15 protein-coding genes and 1 tRNA gene are annotated in these 16,428 nt (G+C 62.2%); 6 read left to right on the plus strand and 10 right to left on the minus strand.

The window, feature by feature from the left end; all coding sequences use genetic code 11:
- Nucleotides 1-844: 844 nt before the first annotated feature.
- Nucleotides 845-1,267, plus strand: a complete 423-nt coding sequence (locus tag RHM57_RS11270; protein WP_322188141.1) for a hypothetical protein — start codon at nt 845-847, stop codon at nt 1,265-1,267.
- A gap of 268 nt (nt 1,268-1,535) precedes the next feature.
- Here RHM57_RS11270 and RHM57_RS11275 read toward each other — a convergent pair whose 3' ends face one another.
- The 6 genes from RHM57_RS11275 to RHM57_RS11295 all read right to left on the minus strand — a co-directional run bounded on the left by RHM57_RS11275 (nt 1,536) and on the right by RHM57_RS11295 (nt 7,326).
- On the minus strand, nt 1,536-1,841 hold the full coding sequence (locus tag RHM57_RS11275) for a hypothetical protein (RefSeq protein WP_322188143.1): 306 nt from the start codon (nt 1,839-1,841) through the stop codon (nt 1,536-1,538).
- A gap of 181 nt (nt 1,842-2,022) precedes the next feature.
- Nucleotides 2,023-3,804 (minus strand): hypothetical protein, encoded by a 1,782-nt coding sequence (locus RHM57_RS11280; RefSeq protein WP_322188145.1) that lies wholly within the window; start codon nt 3,802-3,804, stop codon nt 2,023-2,025.
- 522 nt (nt 3,805-4,326) lie between these two features.
- Nucleotides 4,327-5,628, minus strand: a complete 1,302-nt coding sequence (locus tag RHM57_RS11285) for an ISL3 family transposase (protein WP_322135197.1) — start codon at nt 5,626-5,628, stop codon at nt 4,327-4,329.
- A gap of 70 nt (nt 5,629-5,698) precedes the next feature.
- On the minus strand, nt 5,699-6,469 hold the full coding sequence (locus RHM57_RS19605; RefSeq protein ID WP_416173090.1) for a metallophosphoesterase: 771 nt from the start codon (nt 6,467-6,469) through the stop codon (nt 5,699-5,701).
- A complete protein-coding gene (locus RHM57_RS11290) occupies nt 6,355-6,600 on the minus strand; it encodes a hypothetical protein (RefSeq protein WP_322188147.1) in 246 nt (81 codons plus the stop codon). The genes RHM57_RS19605 and RHM57_RS11290 overlap by 115 nt, the downstream gene beginning before the upstream one ends.
- Before the next feature lie 51 nt (nt 6,601-6,651).
- Nucleotides 6,652-7,326: a hypothetical protein gene (locus tag RHM57_RS11295; protein WP_322188149.1), complete on the minus strand. Its 675-nt coding sequence runs from the start codon at nt 7,324-7,326 to the stop codon at nt 6,652-6,654.
- Between the two features lie 625 nt (nt 7,327-7,951).
- On the opposite strand from RHM57_RS11295, the gene RHM57_RS11300 reads away from it, so the two are divergent.
- Nucleotides 7,952-8,236, plus strand: coding sequence for a helix-turn-helix transcriptional regulator (locus RHM57_RS11300; RefSeq protein ID WP_322188151.1), 285 nt, complete (start codon nt 7,952-7,954; stop codon nt 8,234-8,236).
- 46 nt (nt 8,237-8,282) lie between these two features.
- Here RHM57_RS11300 and RHM57_RS11305 read toward each other — a convergent pair whose 3' ends face one another.
- From RHM57_RS11305 to RHM57_RS11320, 4 genes are all read right to left on the minus strand, one after another.
- Complete coding sequence (locus tag RHM57_RS11305; protein ID WP_322188153.1) at nt 8,283-10,781, minus strand: DUF4062 domain-containing protein; 2,499 nt, start codon at nt 10,779-10,781, stop codon at nt 8,283-8,285.
- 107 nt (nt 10,782-10,888) lie between these two features.
- Entirely contained in the window at nt 10,889-11,320 is a 432-nt protein-coding gene (locus RHM57_RS11310; RefSeq protein ID WP_322188155.1) for a hypothetical protein, read from the minus strand.
- Nucleotides 11,321-11,410: 90 nt separating this feature from the next.
- Nucleotides 11,411-12,175 (minus strand): 3-hydroxybutyrate dehydrogenase, encoded by a 765-nt coding sequence (locus RHM57_RS11315; protein ID WP_134445808.1) that lies wholly within the window; start codon nt 12,173-12,175, stop codon nt 11,411-11,413.
- 2 nt (nt 12,176-12,177) lie between these two features.
- Nucleotides 12,178-13,581, minus strand: coding sequence for an MFS transporter (locus tag RHM57_RS11320; RefSeq protein WP_134445809.1), 1,404 nt, complete (start codon nt 13,579-13,581; stop codon nt 12,178-12,180).
- 101 nt (nt 13,582-13,682) lie between these two features.
- Here RHM57_RS11320 and RHM57_RS11325 point away from each other — a divergent pair, with 101 nt between their 5' ends.
- The 4 genes from RHM57_RS11325 to RHM57_RS11340 all read left to right on the plus strand — a co-directional run bounded on the left by RHM57_RS11325 (nt 13,683) and on the right by RHM57_RS11340 (nt 16,320).
- The gene (locus RHM57_RS11325) at nt 13,683-14,648 is read left to right on the plus strand and encodes a LysR family transcriptional regulator (protein WP_134445810.1); all 966 of its coding nucleotides are present in this window, start codon (nt 13,683-13,685) and stop codon (nt 14,646-14,648) included.
- A 32-nt stretch (nt 14,649-14,680) separates the two neighbouring features.
- Nucleotides 14,681-14,762, plus strand: a tRNA-Leu gene (locus RHM57_RS11330).
- Nucleotide 14,763: 1 nt separating this feature from the next.
- Nucleotides 14,764-15,465, plus strand: coding sequence for a DedA family protein (locus tag RHM57_RS11335; RefSeq protein WP_134445811.1), 702 nt, complete (start codon nt 14,764-14,766; stop codon nt 15,463-15,465).
- A 99-nt stretch (nt 15,466-15,564) separates the two neighbouring features.
- Entirely contained in the window at nt 15,565-16,320 is a 756-nt protein-coding gene (locus RHM57_RS11340) for a DedA family protein (protein WP_322188158.1), read from the plus strand.
- Nucleotides 16,321-16,428 lie beyond the last annotated feature (108 nt).

The following is a 16,428-nucleotide window of genomic DNA, read 5'->3' on the forward strand; positions in this document are numbered from 1 at the left end:
CTATCCCATCCTCGATCAGGCCTCGCCAAGTCGCATATGGAGCGTTGTCGGACGTTGATGCACTGAACCCGGTACCCACAATGAAGACGAGGTTCCGCCTGTCTAACGCGCTTAGCAGTCTCTTATCCAATGCCGCCCCAATGAGTCATGAAATAGTGTGACCCCATTGCGTCGAAGCGCCGAGACGGCGTCGTCATCCAACATTTCTCTAGAGTCCGTGATTGACGGCTAACTTCGAGCGTAAAAGGGCGTTTTATTGATTTATCAGCAAAAAGATATCAGTTCCCAGCTTGAGGTTCTGAACTAATCGCGAGTCCAGGGGATCTCAGCGTTGTCGTCAATATCAGCCCGCAAGGATTCGCCCATGTAAGGCCACTCAATTCCTCGAGGCTGGCGACGATACACAGCGTTACTTTCCTGAGCAGACACGAAAGGTCAAGGGCGGCATGTTCGACCAGGCCATAGCCGAGGATCGAATGCCCGGTTCACTCGCGGATAGTACGGTCTTGATGAGGTGAGCACAGCAGGCCCATAGAATTGATGAAGTCGCGCGTCAAGAATCTGACCGATGGTTGACGCGGGCGCGAACAACCCGTGCCCGTGGCTTGGAAGGGCCGGCACGGATCTAGGGGGAACCATGGCATATGGCCAGTGCACCGCGCCTGTCACGGGGCATCGCACTTCATCTGGGAGCGCACGTTGCCCGGTTCATGGGGCGAGCGCGTCGTTATCGTCCGGATGGGTGACGCGGACCCCGACGACATGGCTACCATCCCGCGACATTCGCACAACGCCAGTCCCGGCGTCGCGGAACCACAGCGGCAAATCCCATCCGATCAATCCGTTGAGCGAGCAAGTCGTGGGCCTGATGCTCGGCGATCCTGACGACCAGCTTCGCGAGGCGACCTTTGAGCTCATCGACGCACTCACACCGCCCGGGAAAAGAATCCGCCACACTGGTCACGTCCTATGTCAACTCTTCGAGCAGGTCGCCTTGGGATTGCAGAGCCTTCTTGCAGCGCCAGGCATGGTCGTCGATGAGCTCATTGGCGAGACAGTCGCTGGATCAAAGGTCCTCTCGGCCGCCGCGCGGGTGATACTGAAGCACGCCGTGCAACTTGCCATGGCAGGTTCGATTGCTCCACTGAGCCTCCTGCACCTGAAGGCTTGTGTGTGCGCTGTGGCGCTCTGCCCCGAATCAGGCAAGCATCCGTCCCTTGAGAAGAACTGCAGCATCCCTATCTTCAAGGCGGCGGCCGACCAGTAGGGAACGCCGAGCACTCCGAGCGCCATATCCGCCATCGATGCCCGACAAACGCACAGGAGGGGTGGGCACTGACCAGCAACGACCCACCAGCGACCCGCTCATTTGAAACGCACGAGAGGGTGCTGCTCAAAGCGTCAAATACTCACCGTGTGTCTGTTGACGCGGCGCTTAGCTGGCGGAGGAGTCATCGAAGATGTTCTTCACAGAACCCGCGGAGAGACAATCTTCCTTCTCGTAGAAAGCTCCTGCGTGAAGGAGACGACTTCTCCTAGAGCAACTTGAGGTCGCTGACTGCGTTCTTCCACTGGAAGATTGAGCCAGCGTCTTGCAAGGTGGGGCCACCGTTGCCTCGGCCGATTGGCTGGTCGGTATCTAAATCACGAAGGGTGATCGAAACTTGGTATTCGCTAGTTTCGTCATCTTCGTCGATCTCGACGCTGATGTCGCGGCCGGCGAGGGTACCGCGCACGACCGTGCGGTGAAACGATTCCGTCTCATTGCTTGACTCAAAAGGGCCATGGCCGTCTACTGCCAGACCCTTATTGACGGTGTCGATTATTTCTTGAATATTCATGGGCTTTAATCTAGCGGTGGCTGGGTGAAGGTACGAGACCGATTGGTATCAGCAACGGACTCGCGGCGATCGCGAGTCCCTTTCCTGGCCGCACAAGACAGAGTCGCCCGCTCTCCGGGCGCGGCGCGAGCGAATGGGTTCGCGCCCGTCCGGCTGCCTGGGCGATCAGCGCTGTAGTTTGCTAGTCGAGGAAGTAGCTGTCGTTCATTCGCGGGTCAGTAACCAATAGGTCATAACCGACCCGGGTAATCCCGGGTCTGCCGCTTGCGAGCGTCGCTTTTTCCCTCGCTTTTTCCACTGCTTCAAACGCGGCGTTCGCCGCCGCTGTCTGTTCCTCCGAGAGATAAAAAGCGATTGAACGCACGCGAGCTGCGCGCTTCCAGGCTCTCTCGAAATCGACTGGGGGCTCCGAGGCGCCATGTAGGTCATCAACTGCCTGCGCTACCGAAACTCGGCTAATTCGACGATGCAGATTAGGCAAGAGGTTGATCATGCCGTCCTCGCTGACGATGACGATCATCGTCGTGCCATCGTGCGCTCCTTGGTGATATCGCAAGGCAGAGTTGTATCGTGCGCCCCGGGAGGCGTCACCGACCCCGGCCACCGCGCGCCCGTCGAGGATGACGCCAACCGCGTGACATTGAGCATCTGGTGTCACCAGGATCGCCCCATCGATGGCGCTGAGGCTCGAAAGGCTGTGCTGGCTGAGCGCTCGTGGCGTGATCGCGAGGGCCTGTGGAGCAAGCCGCTCCGCTTCTGCTTCCGCATCGGCATGAACGACGAGCATTGTCCCGTGCTGTTGCTGGACGGCGGCCTCGGTCAGCGCCCAGAGGGCCGCTCCGTCGCCGGCCCCACCAAAGACGCGGTCGACGGTATCGAGAAACTTCGTCCGGTTGATTCGATCCCGGGGAAGCGAGGCTGTACCGTTCTCGACGGCTAGTAGTGCCATATCCGGTATACCAAGCGCCCACTGACCGCGACCTGTCACGGTGATTTCGATATGATTTCCGGTCGCGGTGGAGTCGTGAAGGTGTCCGAGTCCACGGGCGTGGGAGCCATCAGTGAGAAGCGCGAGGTCCGGCCCAGTCATCTCGAGCGCCTTGCGTAGCGCGCGGGTCTCCGAAACCGGGATCCTCGTTTTGAACGCCACATCGGCGTCGATGCCCTTGGCGTCTGACTTGCTCATGAGAAGCGTTCCGACGCCCGTCCGGCCTTCATACGGTTGTGCTGAGACTGCGTTCATCGCGTTGAACAGATCGCCTCCATACTCATTCCCAAAACGAACAACAATCCCGCGGACGAAATTGTTAGTAGCCTGCCTCACTGATTCACCCACCAAATCCGAAGCCCAAGTCCGCAGGCCCTCCGGCTCCGGGGAAAGTGCGAGTGCGAGTGTCATCTCGCCCAAGGCAGCACGGACGACTGCGTGCTGCAGCGACTGGGCGTAGCTCAGATGGTCAGTCCTCGGCACAGTGGGGTCGATCTCGTCCGGGAGTGACGGCGCCGTGTCCCAGCGAGATCGTAATACGGTGACCACCGGGTAGATGCGGTAATTGCCCACCCTTCCCGCGTAACCAGGGAAGAAGTAGCGATCGCTTCCACGCGGCGACGCGTGCAATGCCGCTTTCAGCGCTTCGCGGCGGGCATTCTCGCGACTGCGCTCAGTGCGTTGCTGCTGCAATCGCGCGTTAGATACCAATATTTCTCGAAGCGGGTCCGAGGCGAAAGCTCTCTCAGCTTCTGACATCGCAGCTATGAATAGCGAGGACCGGAATTCGCCGTCTTCCGGCTCAACACAGATTTGGTGGGGATAGTTGCCGCTTTCCCGGAACCCGACTAGGAGCACCTCGGGTGCAGCGGGAAGCCCGATTGCGAGGAGGGCCTTATTCACCAACTCTTCCGAATGGTGTCGGAAGATATGCTGGAACTGCCACATAAACTCGCGGCTCTCTCTAGCGTCCATTGGTACCTTTCGTAGACGCGAACATGTTGCCCCATCGGTTCTCCGAAGGATTGCGGGGTCCAGCACAGCGAACTTGGCAATTGCCGCGAGCCTACCGCCTAGTGGCATCTGGATCGCAGTCGTCTGCCGATACGTAGCGAAGTTGAGGGTCTCTTTCGTCGATAGTTATGAACGAGAGACCAAGTGCCGACGGTTCTCTTAAAAGTCCTCCAAATTACCTCAAACGCCATTGAGCAATAGGAGATCCATCAGATTGATGGCGATCACCGGAATCTTCTCGGCTCAACCTCTTGCCATTTCCAGCTCAGCGTCGAAAGTTCAAGGAGAGCGATATTCCTCGTTTGACCGTCGCGGCCGAGCGAAACCACCTGCTGTCCAGAAGGCAGCGTGATGCTATCGGCGACGTGCATGTGGCCATGGAAGAGCATATGCGGGGCGACCTCGGCCCAGACTCGCGTTACGAGCGTACGCGACTGGCTCGAGTATTCGAGGGATTTCGGGCTCTCCTGACTCTTCCGTGGGTTAGTCCCGGCCGGGAAGCACGGGTTTGTGCCCGCCGAGGCTGAGCATTGCGAGGGCGATGAGGGCCTCGGGTGATTTGAAGCCGAACGCGATGCGGGTCATGAGGCGGATCTTGGTGTTCATGGATTCGACGCGGCCGTTGGAGAGGCTGTGCTCGATGGAGGCCAGGATCGCGGTGCGGTGTTTCACGATGCTCTTCTGCAGTTTCACGAAGGACGGGATGCGGCAGCGGCGAGCCCAACCAACCCATTTGTCGAGAGCTTCGGTCGCTTCCTCGAGAGGCAGTTTGAAGATCACACGGAGGCCTTCCTTCAGGTAGTACGCCCGAGCCAGCCGGGGGTCGGTCTGCACGATCCAGGCGAGCTTCGTTTGTTGCTTCTCGGTCAGGTTTTCCGGGTTCTTCCAAAGCGCGTATCGGCAGTTCTTGATGCCCGTCGCCCGGGCGCTGTCTGGGCGTGCCGGGGCGTCGGCTGGGGGCCGGCCGCGAGTGCGTCGGGCATCGTTGTGCCGGGCGGCTTTGCGGGCCTCGTTCCACGCGCCCCGGCGGACTTCATCGAGGGCCTCGGTGGCCCATTTCACGACGTGGAACGGATCAGCGCAGCGAACAGCGTTCGGCGCTCGTTCCGCGACAACACTGGCGATCCAGGCCGCACCGTCCGCGGAAACATGCGTGATCAGTGCCGAACGCTCCGGCCCCAACGCATCAAAAAACGTCTCGAGGGTGGCCTTGTCCTGGCCTGGTGCCGCCCAGACGAGACGGCCAGAATCGTGGTCCACGACGCAGGTCAAGTACTTGTGGCCGCGCTTGTAACTGATCTCGTCAATCCCGATCCGGGTGAGGCCCGCGAACTGGTCGAACTGCTTCTCCGTATCTGCCCAAACCCGGGTGATGATCGCGCCCACGGTGCGCCACGCGATGCGCATCAGCACGGTGATGGCGGACTTGGATGTTTGCGTGGCCAGCCACGCGACCTGGTCATCGAAGAACAAAGTGTGCCCGCTCTGATGCCGGGCCCACGGCACGGCGGCGACCGTCACGCCATGCACCCGGCAGCTCACCCGCGGCGCCGCAGCTTCTAAGTGGATTTGCACCGAGCCGGCGTCCAGGGATCGCCAGCGGCGCCGCCCGTCACCGGCGTCGTAGCGCGGGCAGCGCTTCCGGCAGGCCCCGCACCGGTTCCGCATCGATGCCGTTGGGCGCACCGACGCGACCAGCATGCCCGTATCCGCGTCGAGATCGACCGCTTCGACGATGGTTTTGTCGACTCCGAGCAGAGTCCGCCATAGTGTTGAGTTTTGCACGCCGTTTTCTCGTCCCTGTGTTTCTTGCCTTTGTCAGTTAGAAACCTAGACGGAGAGCGGCGTGCACTCGTTAAGGCGCTCGGAAACCACCCACGGTAACGTCAGGAGAGCCGGATTTCGGGCTCCATCGCATTAGATTGCTCCTGAGCATGTGCTCCGAAGCGGGTGTGCCCCCGTCAATGGTTTCGTGAGTCAACAGGACATCCGCTTGACCACCACTGATCGCTCGCTCGACATCGTATGAAGTAGGCAGTTCTTCGGGGAACCAATCCATGCCCAGTGATCGCATCTCGAAATCCACTGAAGCCGCGCCTCCGAATGATGCGAAGTTCCTCTTTCCAATCTCGAATCGATAGCCGCGGGGAAGCACCACGACTACGGGGCTCAGCGCCACGGGCTTGCCGGGTTTCGCGTTAAATTCTCCGTTGAGCCAACCCCAGTTCTCGTGGTTCCCAGGAGTCACGAGGACGCGCGAGACCCCGGCCCTGTTGCACCAGAAGTCGACCGCGTCGAGGAATTTTTGGCCTCCTACCCCTGGCCAAATTCCGAAGTCGCCGACGTGCAGGATCGTCCTGACGCTCGGGGTATGGCGCGCGATCGACGGGATGGCTTTGCCGACCCAGTCGCAACTTCCATGCCAGTCGCCGGCGACGACAACGTGTGTTTCGTCTTCGGGCGTAGCCGCGGCCGATGAAGAGGCCCTCTCACGCAACAAGTCTTGACGATTCAAAGGAGCAATCCCCGCTCGATGAGGTTCTGCATCGCCTGATCTTGGGCAATGAAGACAGCAACGAGGTTTTCCACCAGGTTGCCGCGTTGCACGCTCGTGAGAGTGTCCCAACGTAGCCGCTGTCCGTCGGTCGAGGCCGCCTGCTGATCGGCAAGGCACCGAGAAGTCTCGTCGACTAGACGAACTCGAAACTCGGGCCACTCATCGCGCCAGTTTGCTTCGGGCATATCTTCAAGCCTCATGGTCCAGTTCCATTTTCTGTCGTGCCCGGTATGCAGCCGCGCGCGAGATCCTCAACTCCAATCGGAAGCCTCCACGATCTCGCGCACGTCGTCGACATCGCCTCCGTCGCGAAGCCATTGAATCGGGGTCTTGCGCCCTAGGGCAACCAGGTCCCGCTGAGGCGTGGCCATGAATCCCGCGGCGCTTTGCCAATGCCACCGCGGGGTCATGATTCCGATCATCGAAGTCAGCCCTGGAAGAAGTTTCGAAGGGGACGCCGCGTCGAATTGCCAAACCGGGAAGCGGCGCCTGCCAGAAACTTCGATGGCGTAGAGCCGTCCGTCGGCAGCTGCATCGCTGACGTCGCTTTCGTTCCAACCGAGAAAACCTGTGACATCCTCCACAGACATAGTCGAGAAAAGGCCAAGCAACCAAGCTTCGGCCGTGCTGAGCTGCAAGCTCCCGCGGTCCACGGATGCCGAAGTCTCCGCCCACTCCTCAGGAGTGAATGCCCCCGACTCGACCAAAAACCGCACCTCGTTCTCGGTTAGTTTCTCCCTCGAGATGGGCTCCATCGCGAGGACCATGTCCGTTAGCGCTTCGAGGAAGTACTCCGGGTCGTTCGCCAATCGCGCCACGGTTTCTGCGAGGCGACGGACGGCGGCTACCGAGACGTGGACCGGTTCGGGTATCGAACGTCCTGTGTCGCTGGAATCATCGAGTCCGGGTACGGGATCTTCCGTCATGATTCGCATCCTTCCACTACGGGGCGCCGGGACTTTCCGTGCTGGCGTGATAGCTCACGGAACGCGCGTCCCACCCGTAAACTCCGAGGCACATCCGGACTCCAGCTCACCCATCCGCGTCTTTTCCACTCGATAGCGGTGTGCATTCGAAATTCACTCACGAGTCTTCGCCGCTGTAGATACTCGATGTTGTCTGGTAGCTCCGAGGGAACACCATTGGAGTCGATCAGAATCTCCTTGAATACCTCAGAAAACGTCGGCCCCGTTCCGGTGCGACGGCGCGTCTGTGCTATGAAGATGGCGGCACCGAGCCCCCATTGGTCTGCCGTTTCTTGACCTGTGAAGTCTTCAAAAGTGTCTACCCATTGGCCAGGCGGCGGAGCTTCGACAGCTCGCCACCAGATAGGGCGCGGGTCCAAGACCACGCAAACCTCAACAATCACGCCGACGTGCGCGAAGACCGCGTCCCGACGGTCGGCCACTGGCATCGGGTTGCGGCAGCACACGTGCAAGGCGATTGAAGCGGGGCGCTCCGTTCGACTGGACAGATTGTTTCGTATGGCCTCTCGAATTATGCCACATAGATTAGGCCACCTCGATTGACCATTGCGGCGAGCGTAGATTTGTGGCCAAGCGTACCGAGGTAGAGGACAATGCTTGGCGAAGTTATACGGCCGAATTGGCCAACAATCTTCGACGGATCCGCTTGGCAGCGGCTCTGAGTCAGGAAGACGTCGCATATCGCTCCGGTCTAACCCGGTACACGTATCAGAAGTACGAAAAGGGCGAGTCGGCACCCGGGAGACCCGCTAACCCAACGATTCGAACTTTGCTGGCAATTGCTCAAGTGCTCCAGGTGCCGTTGTCCGACATTCTGCCCAGAGATACGCCCGATCTAAGGTTGCGTTAGGTAACAGCCTGAGTGCTCAATGCGGGCCCGTCTGAGACCGGCCCTTCTAGCTACCACTGCGGGTCGGTGCGTACAAGTGCTCATCAAGGATCGCGCTGACGTTGTACCAGTATTGGCCCTGCCGCGTCGGGTATTTCTCGAGTACGGATTTAAGCGTTTCGCGGTCGAGACGATCACACATTGACTGTGCCGCAGCGATGCGAACGTTGGGTAGGTCGCTGTAGAGGGCCTCCTCGATCTCGTCGTTGGTGCGCTCCTTGCGAGTTATATACCAGACTTCCGCCGGCTCACGGAACCAGGCGATTTCGTTTCTTCGGAGCACCGGTGCGATGGATGGGCCAAGTGGTCCGTTCAAGAATTTCGCGGCGGACGAAAAACCTGACACGTCCTCGTATGCGTCGAAGAAGTCTGTTGGAAGATTGAAGCCGGATGTGATTATGGTGTTTTCCAGGATGTGCCAGTCCTGGTCGGCGATAAATCCTTGGAGCGCATTCTCCTTGAACCAAGTCAGAACGAGTCTCACATCGGTCTCCATGTGGTCCACATTGCGGGAGAGAAGCCCGGCAGAAATGCGTTTTCGGTCATCAGCGAGGTAGCTGATAATGTTCTCTTCGTCCCCAATGCGCTCGCGTAGGCTTGATCGCAATTCCGCTGCGTCCTCTATCAGCACCCTTCGAGCTGAGGGCATCAGCTTCGCGGGGGTGAGATACGTGAGGGCTTCCCACGGGGCGTTGCTGTACTCGGACTGTGCGTCGAGCCGCTCCAGGACCTCGAGCGATGTGCTGTCTGCAAGGAGGCGTCCCTCCAAGCCTGTTGGAACCGATTTGCCGGTCGGCCGGTCCTTGGTCAGTGCCAAGAAGAGCGTTGCAACTTCCGCATTCTTGGCGCTGGCGGCGAGAAGTAGCCCCCGAATATCTTCGTCTCTTTCGAAAAGAAGGCTCTTCAGCGTCGCATCGGTCAGGAGTCCAGCCGTGAGACCGCGCTCGGTAACTGTGAGCTTCACTTCCCGGTTATACGACTGATTCGCCAACCCATTTAGGATCGTTGAGCCAAGGTTCTCGATTTGCCCGAGGATGAGGCGCCACGGACCGGGAGCGTCCGAAGAATAGCCGAGTCTTCTTGCGAGGTCGTCTGGTCTTCCTGCGAACGCCTGAATCGTGGCGTCGAGAAATGCTCGACTGTCGTCGTTCAAGTCCGAGGATTCGAGGATGCGACCGATTAGTTTGGTTACAACCTCCGTTGCTTCCGACTTGTCAATTGTTGCGTCCTGCAGTAGATAGTTCGTGACTTCACTGTGCCCAGGATTGGCATTGAGCATTGCGATCCAGAGGTCGACGGCCAAGTTCGGCTGGCCTTGGGCCACTGTCGCTTCGATTGCCGCGTCGTTCCACAATATTGTGGGGCGTGCGCCGAGCCGATATAGGCTCATTACCGCTCCACGTCCGACTAACCCTTCCTCTGTTGCGAATTGGACCAATTTGTCTGTACGGTCGGCCTCGTTGCCGGCAAGGAGAAACCACCCCGGCACCACCCGATCAGCTACCGCAGGATGTTCGCCGACGTCGGTGAGGAGTGTCCGTACCCATGCGTGGAACTCGGCACCGATCAGATCGAGACCATCAAGTCGTTGGTAGAGGCGGTTCACCAGATGTGTGCGAAGCGGAGATTTATCCCGGCCCAGCGCTACCCCGGCGAGTTCCAGGCGGTCATTGTCTAAGGGAGTTATGGAGGCGCTGCCGGTGAGTGCGCCACGAAGAGCATCAAGCGCCTCGACCAGTTGTTTCTGGGCCGAGTCCGGCGACGATTCCCCCTCGTCGATGTCTTCTAGCTGATCTGTCGACGCGTTCGTGGTCATGCTCTCACTGGCTGTGATTGCTCCGACCGGTCCTTCAGACGCTTGCCGCGCCAACAAGATTCCTAAGAGGTGACCGGACAAGAGTTCCGCTACCTGAGCAGCGAGATTGTCGGGCGTGGTGAAGGTCGAGTACAGGGCTAAGCGTTCGGTTTCCAGGCGCCTTCTGAAATCCAGTACTCGGTTAAGCTCGGGGCCCGCGTCGTCCAGCTCGCCTTGCGAGAGATTTGCGAAGTACATGGCGATCTCGGGCAGGGTGCCTGATCGTTTGCGGCGGTCGAGGGCACGCTCGAATTCTTCAGAAAATCCAGAGTCTGAAATTCCAGTAGGCGAACCCCACTTGCGTCTCAGTAGACCGACGAATACGTCGCAATCATCGACCATCGGATTTATCTGGCCTTGAGGTCGCCCAAACGCGGGCAACGTTTCTTCCCATCCGGTGACGCGCACGCGCTGGCCTGTAGCTCCGAAAAGGGAGTTCACTCGGCGTTCGATGTCGCGGAGTTCAGCTCGCTCTTCGGCGAGGTCGCCGGGCGATGCGATGAAGACGCGGAGTTCGTTGACGTTGCTCATATCGGCTCGACGCCATCCTCCCACGAACTGTGGTTCGATCCAGTAATTGCTCCGAGGGCGGCGGGCAATCGGATGTACCGGGCCAAAGAGGCCGTACGCGAGGCGGTGCTGCATGATCATGTGCGCTCTCCTGTGGCACTGCAAGAATCTGGTCGCGCGTGCCTGACTGTGACTGGCAGGTTTTGGGAGTGACTTCCTCTGAACGAGCGCAGATTGGCGCCTTGGGGCTAGATAAGGTCCAGCAGGGAGGCGTCGACGAACGGTGAACTCAGGTCGACACGACGGCCGGAGGCCTGCAGCATCCGTTCGACGAGGTCGCGCACCTCCCGTGCGGTGAGGACCATGTCGGTGAGTTCGGGTACGCCGTCCCGAGCGACGAACACCAGGGACGGTCCATTGATCCAGATCTCCTCGATCTCCGGATCGTCGAGGAGCGGCTGGAGCGCCCCGAACCCGGTCAGCGAAGCGACGACTTCCCTGGCCGCCTGATGCTCGTCGGAGATGAGCGGATGCGCCCCGCCGAGCGCCCGCTCACTGTAGCGCTGGAGCTCGGCGCGCACGTATCGCTCGGCGAGGTTCTCGTCGGAGGCGAGGTCGACGCCGTCACGGCGCACCCGTGAGCGCACCTGCTCGGTGATGATGCGCACGGCCTCGCTCATGCGCACAGTGTGCCCGGACGGCCGGATCCCCGTTGAAGTTATCCACAGGCATCCGCCGTCCGGGCCGCACACCGGAATGGGCCAGTCGGATCAGCGGGCCGACCAGCCGCCGTCCATGCCGTAGCTCGAGCCGGTGACCATCGCCGCGTCCGTCGAGGCGAGCCACGCCACGAGCGAGCCGACCTCCGCCGGTTCGACGAGGCGCTTGACCGCGCTCTCGGTGAGCATGATCCGACTGAGCACCTCCGACTCGGGGATGCCGTGCACGACGGCCTGGTCGGCGATCTGCTTCTCGACCATCGGCGTGCGCACGTAGCCGGGACTCACACAGTTGCTCGTGACACCGTGGTCACCGCCCTCGAGGGCGGTCACCTTCGAGAGCCCCTCGAGCCCGTGCTTCGCCGAGACGTATGCGGCCTTGAACGGCGACGCACGGATGCCGTGCACCGAGGTGACATTGACCACCCGTCCGAAACCGCGTTTGTACATCCCAGGGAGCGCCGCCCGGATCAGCAGGAACGGGGCCTCGAGCATGAGGGCGAGGATCAGCCGGAAGTCGGCGGGGTCGAAGTCGGGGATCGGGTTGATGCGCTGGATCCCCGCGTTGTTCACGAGGATGTCCACGTCGCCGAGCACGTCCGCGAGCCGGGCGTCCGTCAGGGCCGGAGTGTCGGCGAGGTTGACGACCCACGTCGAACCGTGAACCTCCGCGGCGAGCACCGAAGCACTCGCCGCGTCGATGTCGGCGACCGTGACGTGGGCTCCGCGGGCAGCGAGGGAGCGCACGACGGCCTCGCCGATGCCGCTCGCTCCCCCGGTGACGAGGGCGCGCCTCCCTGCGAGGGACTGTTCCACGGTCAACGCAGCGTCGGGGCCGGTTCGAGGCCGTGCCTGGCGGCATCCGCCGCGTCGACGTCGCGGAGCGAGATGCCGTTGGTCTCCTTGAGCGTCACAACGGCGACGACCGTGATCGCACACGCGATCACGAGGTAGAACGCGACCGGCAGCCAGGACTTGTACTGCTGGAGCAGCGCCGTCGCGATGATGGGCGCGAGCGAGCCGGCGAGGATCGACGTGACCTGGTAGCCGAGGGAGACGCCGGAGTACCGCATCCGGGTCGGGAACATCTCGGCCATGATCGCCGGCTGCCCGGCGTACATGAAGGCGTGGAAGCACAGCCCGATCGTGATCGCGGCGACGATGACGACCGGGTTGAGGGTGTCGAACATCGGGAAGGCGAAGAACGCCCAGCTGGCCCCGAGAATCGCGCCGGTGAGGTAGATCGGTTTGCGGCCGAAGCGGTCGGAGAGCCTGCCGACCTGCGGGATCACGAGGAAGTGCACGACGTGGGCGATCAGCAGGGCCAGGAGCAACTGGCTGGTGTTGTACTTGTGCACCGTGACGAGGTAAACGATCGAGAAGCTCACGATCGTGTAGTAGAGGATGTTCTCGGCGAACCGCAGCCCCATCGCACCGAGGATGCCGCGCGGGTACTTGCGGACGACCTCCATCACGCCGTAGCTGATGGCCTTCTCGGCCTCGACCTGGGCGCGGGCCTCGAGGAAGATCGGCGCTTCGCTGACATGGGTGCGGATGTAGTAGCCGATCACCACGATGATCGCGGACAGCCAGAAGGCGACCCGCCAGCCCCAGCCGAGGAATTGCTCCGCAGGCAGGATCCACGACATGGTGAGCAGCACGAGGGTCGCGAGCAGGTTGCCGACCGGGACGGCGGCCTGCGGCCAGCTCGCCCAGAAGCCGCGGGACTTGTCCGGGCTGTGCTCCGCGACGAGCAGCACGGCGCCGCCCCATTCCCCGCCGACGGCGAAGCCCTGGATGAAGCGGAGTGCAACGAGCAGCGCGGGCGCCCAGTATCCGATCGTGTTGTAGCCGGGCAGGCAGCCCATCAGGAAGGTCGCGGCCCCGACGAGGATGATCGTGACCTGCAGGGTGTGCTTGCGGCCCAGGCGATCGCCGATCTGGCCGAAGACGATGCCTCCGAGCGGCCGGGCGATGAAGCCCACCGCGTAGGTGAGGAACGCGGCGATGATCCCGTCGAGTTCGCTGCCCGCGTTCGGGAAGAAGAACTTGCCGAAGACGAGGCTCGCCGCGGTCGCATAGAGGAAGAATTCGTACCATTCGACGACCGTGCCGACCATCGAGGCGGCCACGATCTTCCTGAGGCCGGAGGTTTCTTCCCGGTTGTCGCGGGATCCCGCGCCTCCGGGGCTGTCGGCAGTGATGCGTTCGTTGACGCTCATGTCTGTCTCCTTCGGTGTCTTCGCTGACACTGTCGCTGGATGCCGGGGGCGGGTCGCCGCCCTGGCTCCACCGAGTATCGCCGCCCGTCGGCTCTGCGGCCATGACCACTTCCGAACTCCGTGTGTGCATAATTGCAGATATGACCGGACCCCGCCCCACCCTGCCGCCGAACGCCGACGACCTTCTCGTGCTGCTCGCGGTCGCACGCAGCGGCCGTTTCGTGACCGCGGCGGAAAGCCTCGGCCTCAATCACACCACGGTCTCGCGCCGCATTGCAGCCCTCGAGAAGGCGCTCGACGGCCGGGTGCTGTCCCGCACGGTCGGCGGCTGGGAGCTCACGGAACTCGGCTCCCGCGCGGTCAACGCCGCGGAAAACGTCGAGGCCGCCGTCTCCCTGCTCGGCGGCCCTCCCGGGCAGGCCGCTCAGCTCTCCGGCGTCGTGCGGCTCTCGGCGACGGATGGCTTCAGCGCGTACATCGCAACGCCGGCGGTCGCCGCGCTGCAGCGCCGGCATCCCGGCCTGCGGGTCGAGATCGTCACGGTGACGCGGCGCGCGCTCCAGCACCGGTCGGGACTCGATATCGAGGTCGTCGTCGGAGAGCCTCAGGTGCACCGGGCCGACGCGATCCTGCTCGGGCACTATGTCCTGGGCATGTATGCGTCGCGGGACTACCTGGCCGAGAACGGCACGCCCGTGAGCGTTGCAGAGCTCACCGAGCATCCGCTCGTCTACTTCGTCGATTCGATGCTGCTCGTCGACGACCTCGATGCCCCCAGGCGGCAGGTGCCGTCGATGCGCCCCTCACTGAGTTCGACCAACGTGTTCGTGCACGTCGAAGCGACCAGGGCGGGAGCAGGGATCGGTTTCCTGCCGTGTTTCATGGCCGACCAGCACCCGGACCTCGTGCGCCTCCTGCCGGACAAGTTCAACGAGGAACTGCCGTACTGGATGGTGCTCCGCGCCGAGTCCCTGCACCAGCCCGCCGTCGCCGCCGTCGTCGACGCCCTCCGTGCCCGAACCGCGGCGTTCACCCACGCCCTGCAGGGCCGCGGAGGGGCAGGCTGACCAGACGATCTGGCTACACTGGAACGGCACAAGCGGGAGTGGTGAAATTGGCAGACACGCAGGATTTAGGTTCCTGTGCTTTCGAGCGTGGGGGTTCAAGTCCCCTCTCCCGCACATGATGAGCACATCGGCCCTCGACGGCCAACTGACCGATGTGCTCGCGAACACGGGCGTCATCGTGTTCTACCTGCTCGTCTGGGCCCTCGTCTTCGCCGGGACCGCGGTATTCCTCGGAGTCTTCATCCCGTTCATCACCGGGGATTCGCTCCTGTTCGGGTCCGGGCTCGTCGCGGCATCGGCGGCGAACGTGGACATCGTCGTGCTGATGATCGGAACCGGAATCGCCGCATTCCTCGGCGACCAGGTCGGATTCCTACTCGGGAGGCATTTCGGCCGCGGCTACCTCGATCGCCGCGGTGGCCGTCGCACCCGCGCTGCCATCGTGAAGACCGAGGCCTTCTACCGCAAGTACGGCTGGTGGTCGGTCGTGATCGCCCGGTTCATGCCCTGGGCGCGCGTCTTCGTGCCCGTCATCGCAGGGGTCGGCCGGATGAACTACTACCGGTTCCTCTCCAGTAACCTCGTCGGCGCACTCGCCTGGGGCGTCGGGCTCACCCTGACGGGATACTTCGCGGCGAGCCTGCCCGGCGTGAAGAGCGCCGCGTACGTCATCGCCGGGGTCTTCATCGCGGCATCCATCTTCTTCGGAGGCCGCACCTGGCTCGCCGACCGCGCCGAGAACCGCCGGGACGCGGCCGGCGGCGGCCGACCAGACGGCCCGGCCGATACCCCGGCCGACGACCCCGCGGCCGGGTAATTCACGGGTTCCACCCTCCCTTTAGCGCTAGCCTGTAACAGACCATCCCTGCTCATCACCGTGCGGTCGCCATGGCCACCACCGACTGGAGTCATCTTCGTGCTCAACACTGCTCTCAACCACGCCGGACTCATCCCGTGGCTTGACCCGGTAAACCTCATCGACGGGTTCGGTCCATGGGCCCTGCTCGGAGTGTGCGCGATCATCTTCGCCGAAACCGGCCTTCTCGTCGGCTTCCTGCTGCCCGGCGACACCCTCCTCGTCATCACCGGCCTCCTCACCTTCGCGGGCGTCATCCACATCAACATCTGGTGGGTCGCCCTCGCCATCGGCTTCGCGGCGTTCCTCGGCGGCGAGGTCGGCTACCTGATCGGTCACAAGCTCGGCCCGCGCGTCTTCGAACGCAAGGAATCCGGACTGTTCAGCGTCGAGAACGTGCAGCGCACCAACGGTTTCTTCGAACGCTTCGGCGGCTTCGCCGTGATCATCGCACGCTTCGTGCCGATCGTGCGCACGTTCGCACCCGTCGCCGCGGGCGTCGGCCACATGAATTACCGCAAGTATTCCCTGTACAACCTCGTCGGCGCCATGATCTGGGGCGCCGGCCTCACCTTCGGGGGGTACTTCCTGGGGTACATCCCGCCGGTCGCCGACTTCGTCACGCACTACATCGACCTGATCCTGATCGCGGCCGTGCTCGGCACGCTCATCCCCACCGCGTTCCACTACGTGCAGTCCTCGCGCAAGGCGAAGAAGGCCAAGGCGCTCGCCGCGGCCGCGCCGGCGACGACCGACACCGGCATCCTCGTCCTCGACGCGGATGTCTTCACCGGCCACCCCAAGCACGACGACTAACACTCCCCATCGCGGACTCCAGCGCGCGCTGCGTTCCGAATTCAGGAGCTGAGCCCGGCTGAACCGCTTCAGGAGTGCGTTGATCCCGGTTCCGGGCCTCAACTCCTG

This window comes from Cryobacterium sp. 10S3 (genome assembly GCF_034344045.1).
In the GTDB taxonomy this organism is placed as follows: Bacteria; Actinomycetota; Actinomycetes; order Actinomycetales; family Microbacteriaceae; genus Cryobacterium; species Cryobacterium glucosi.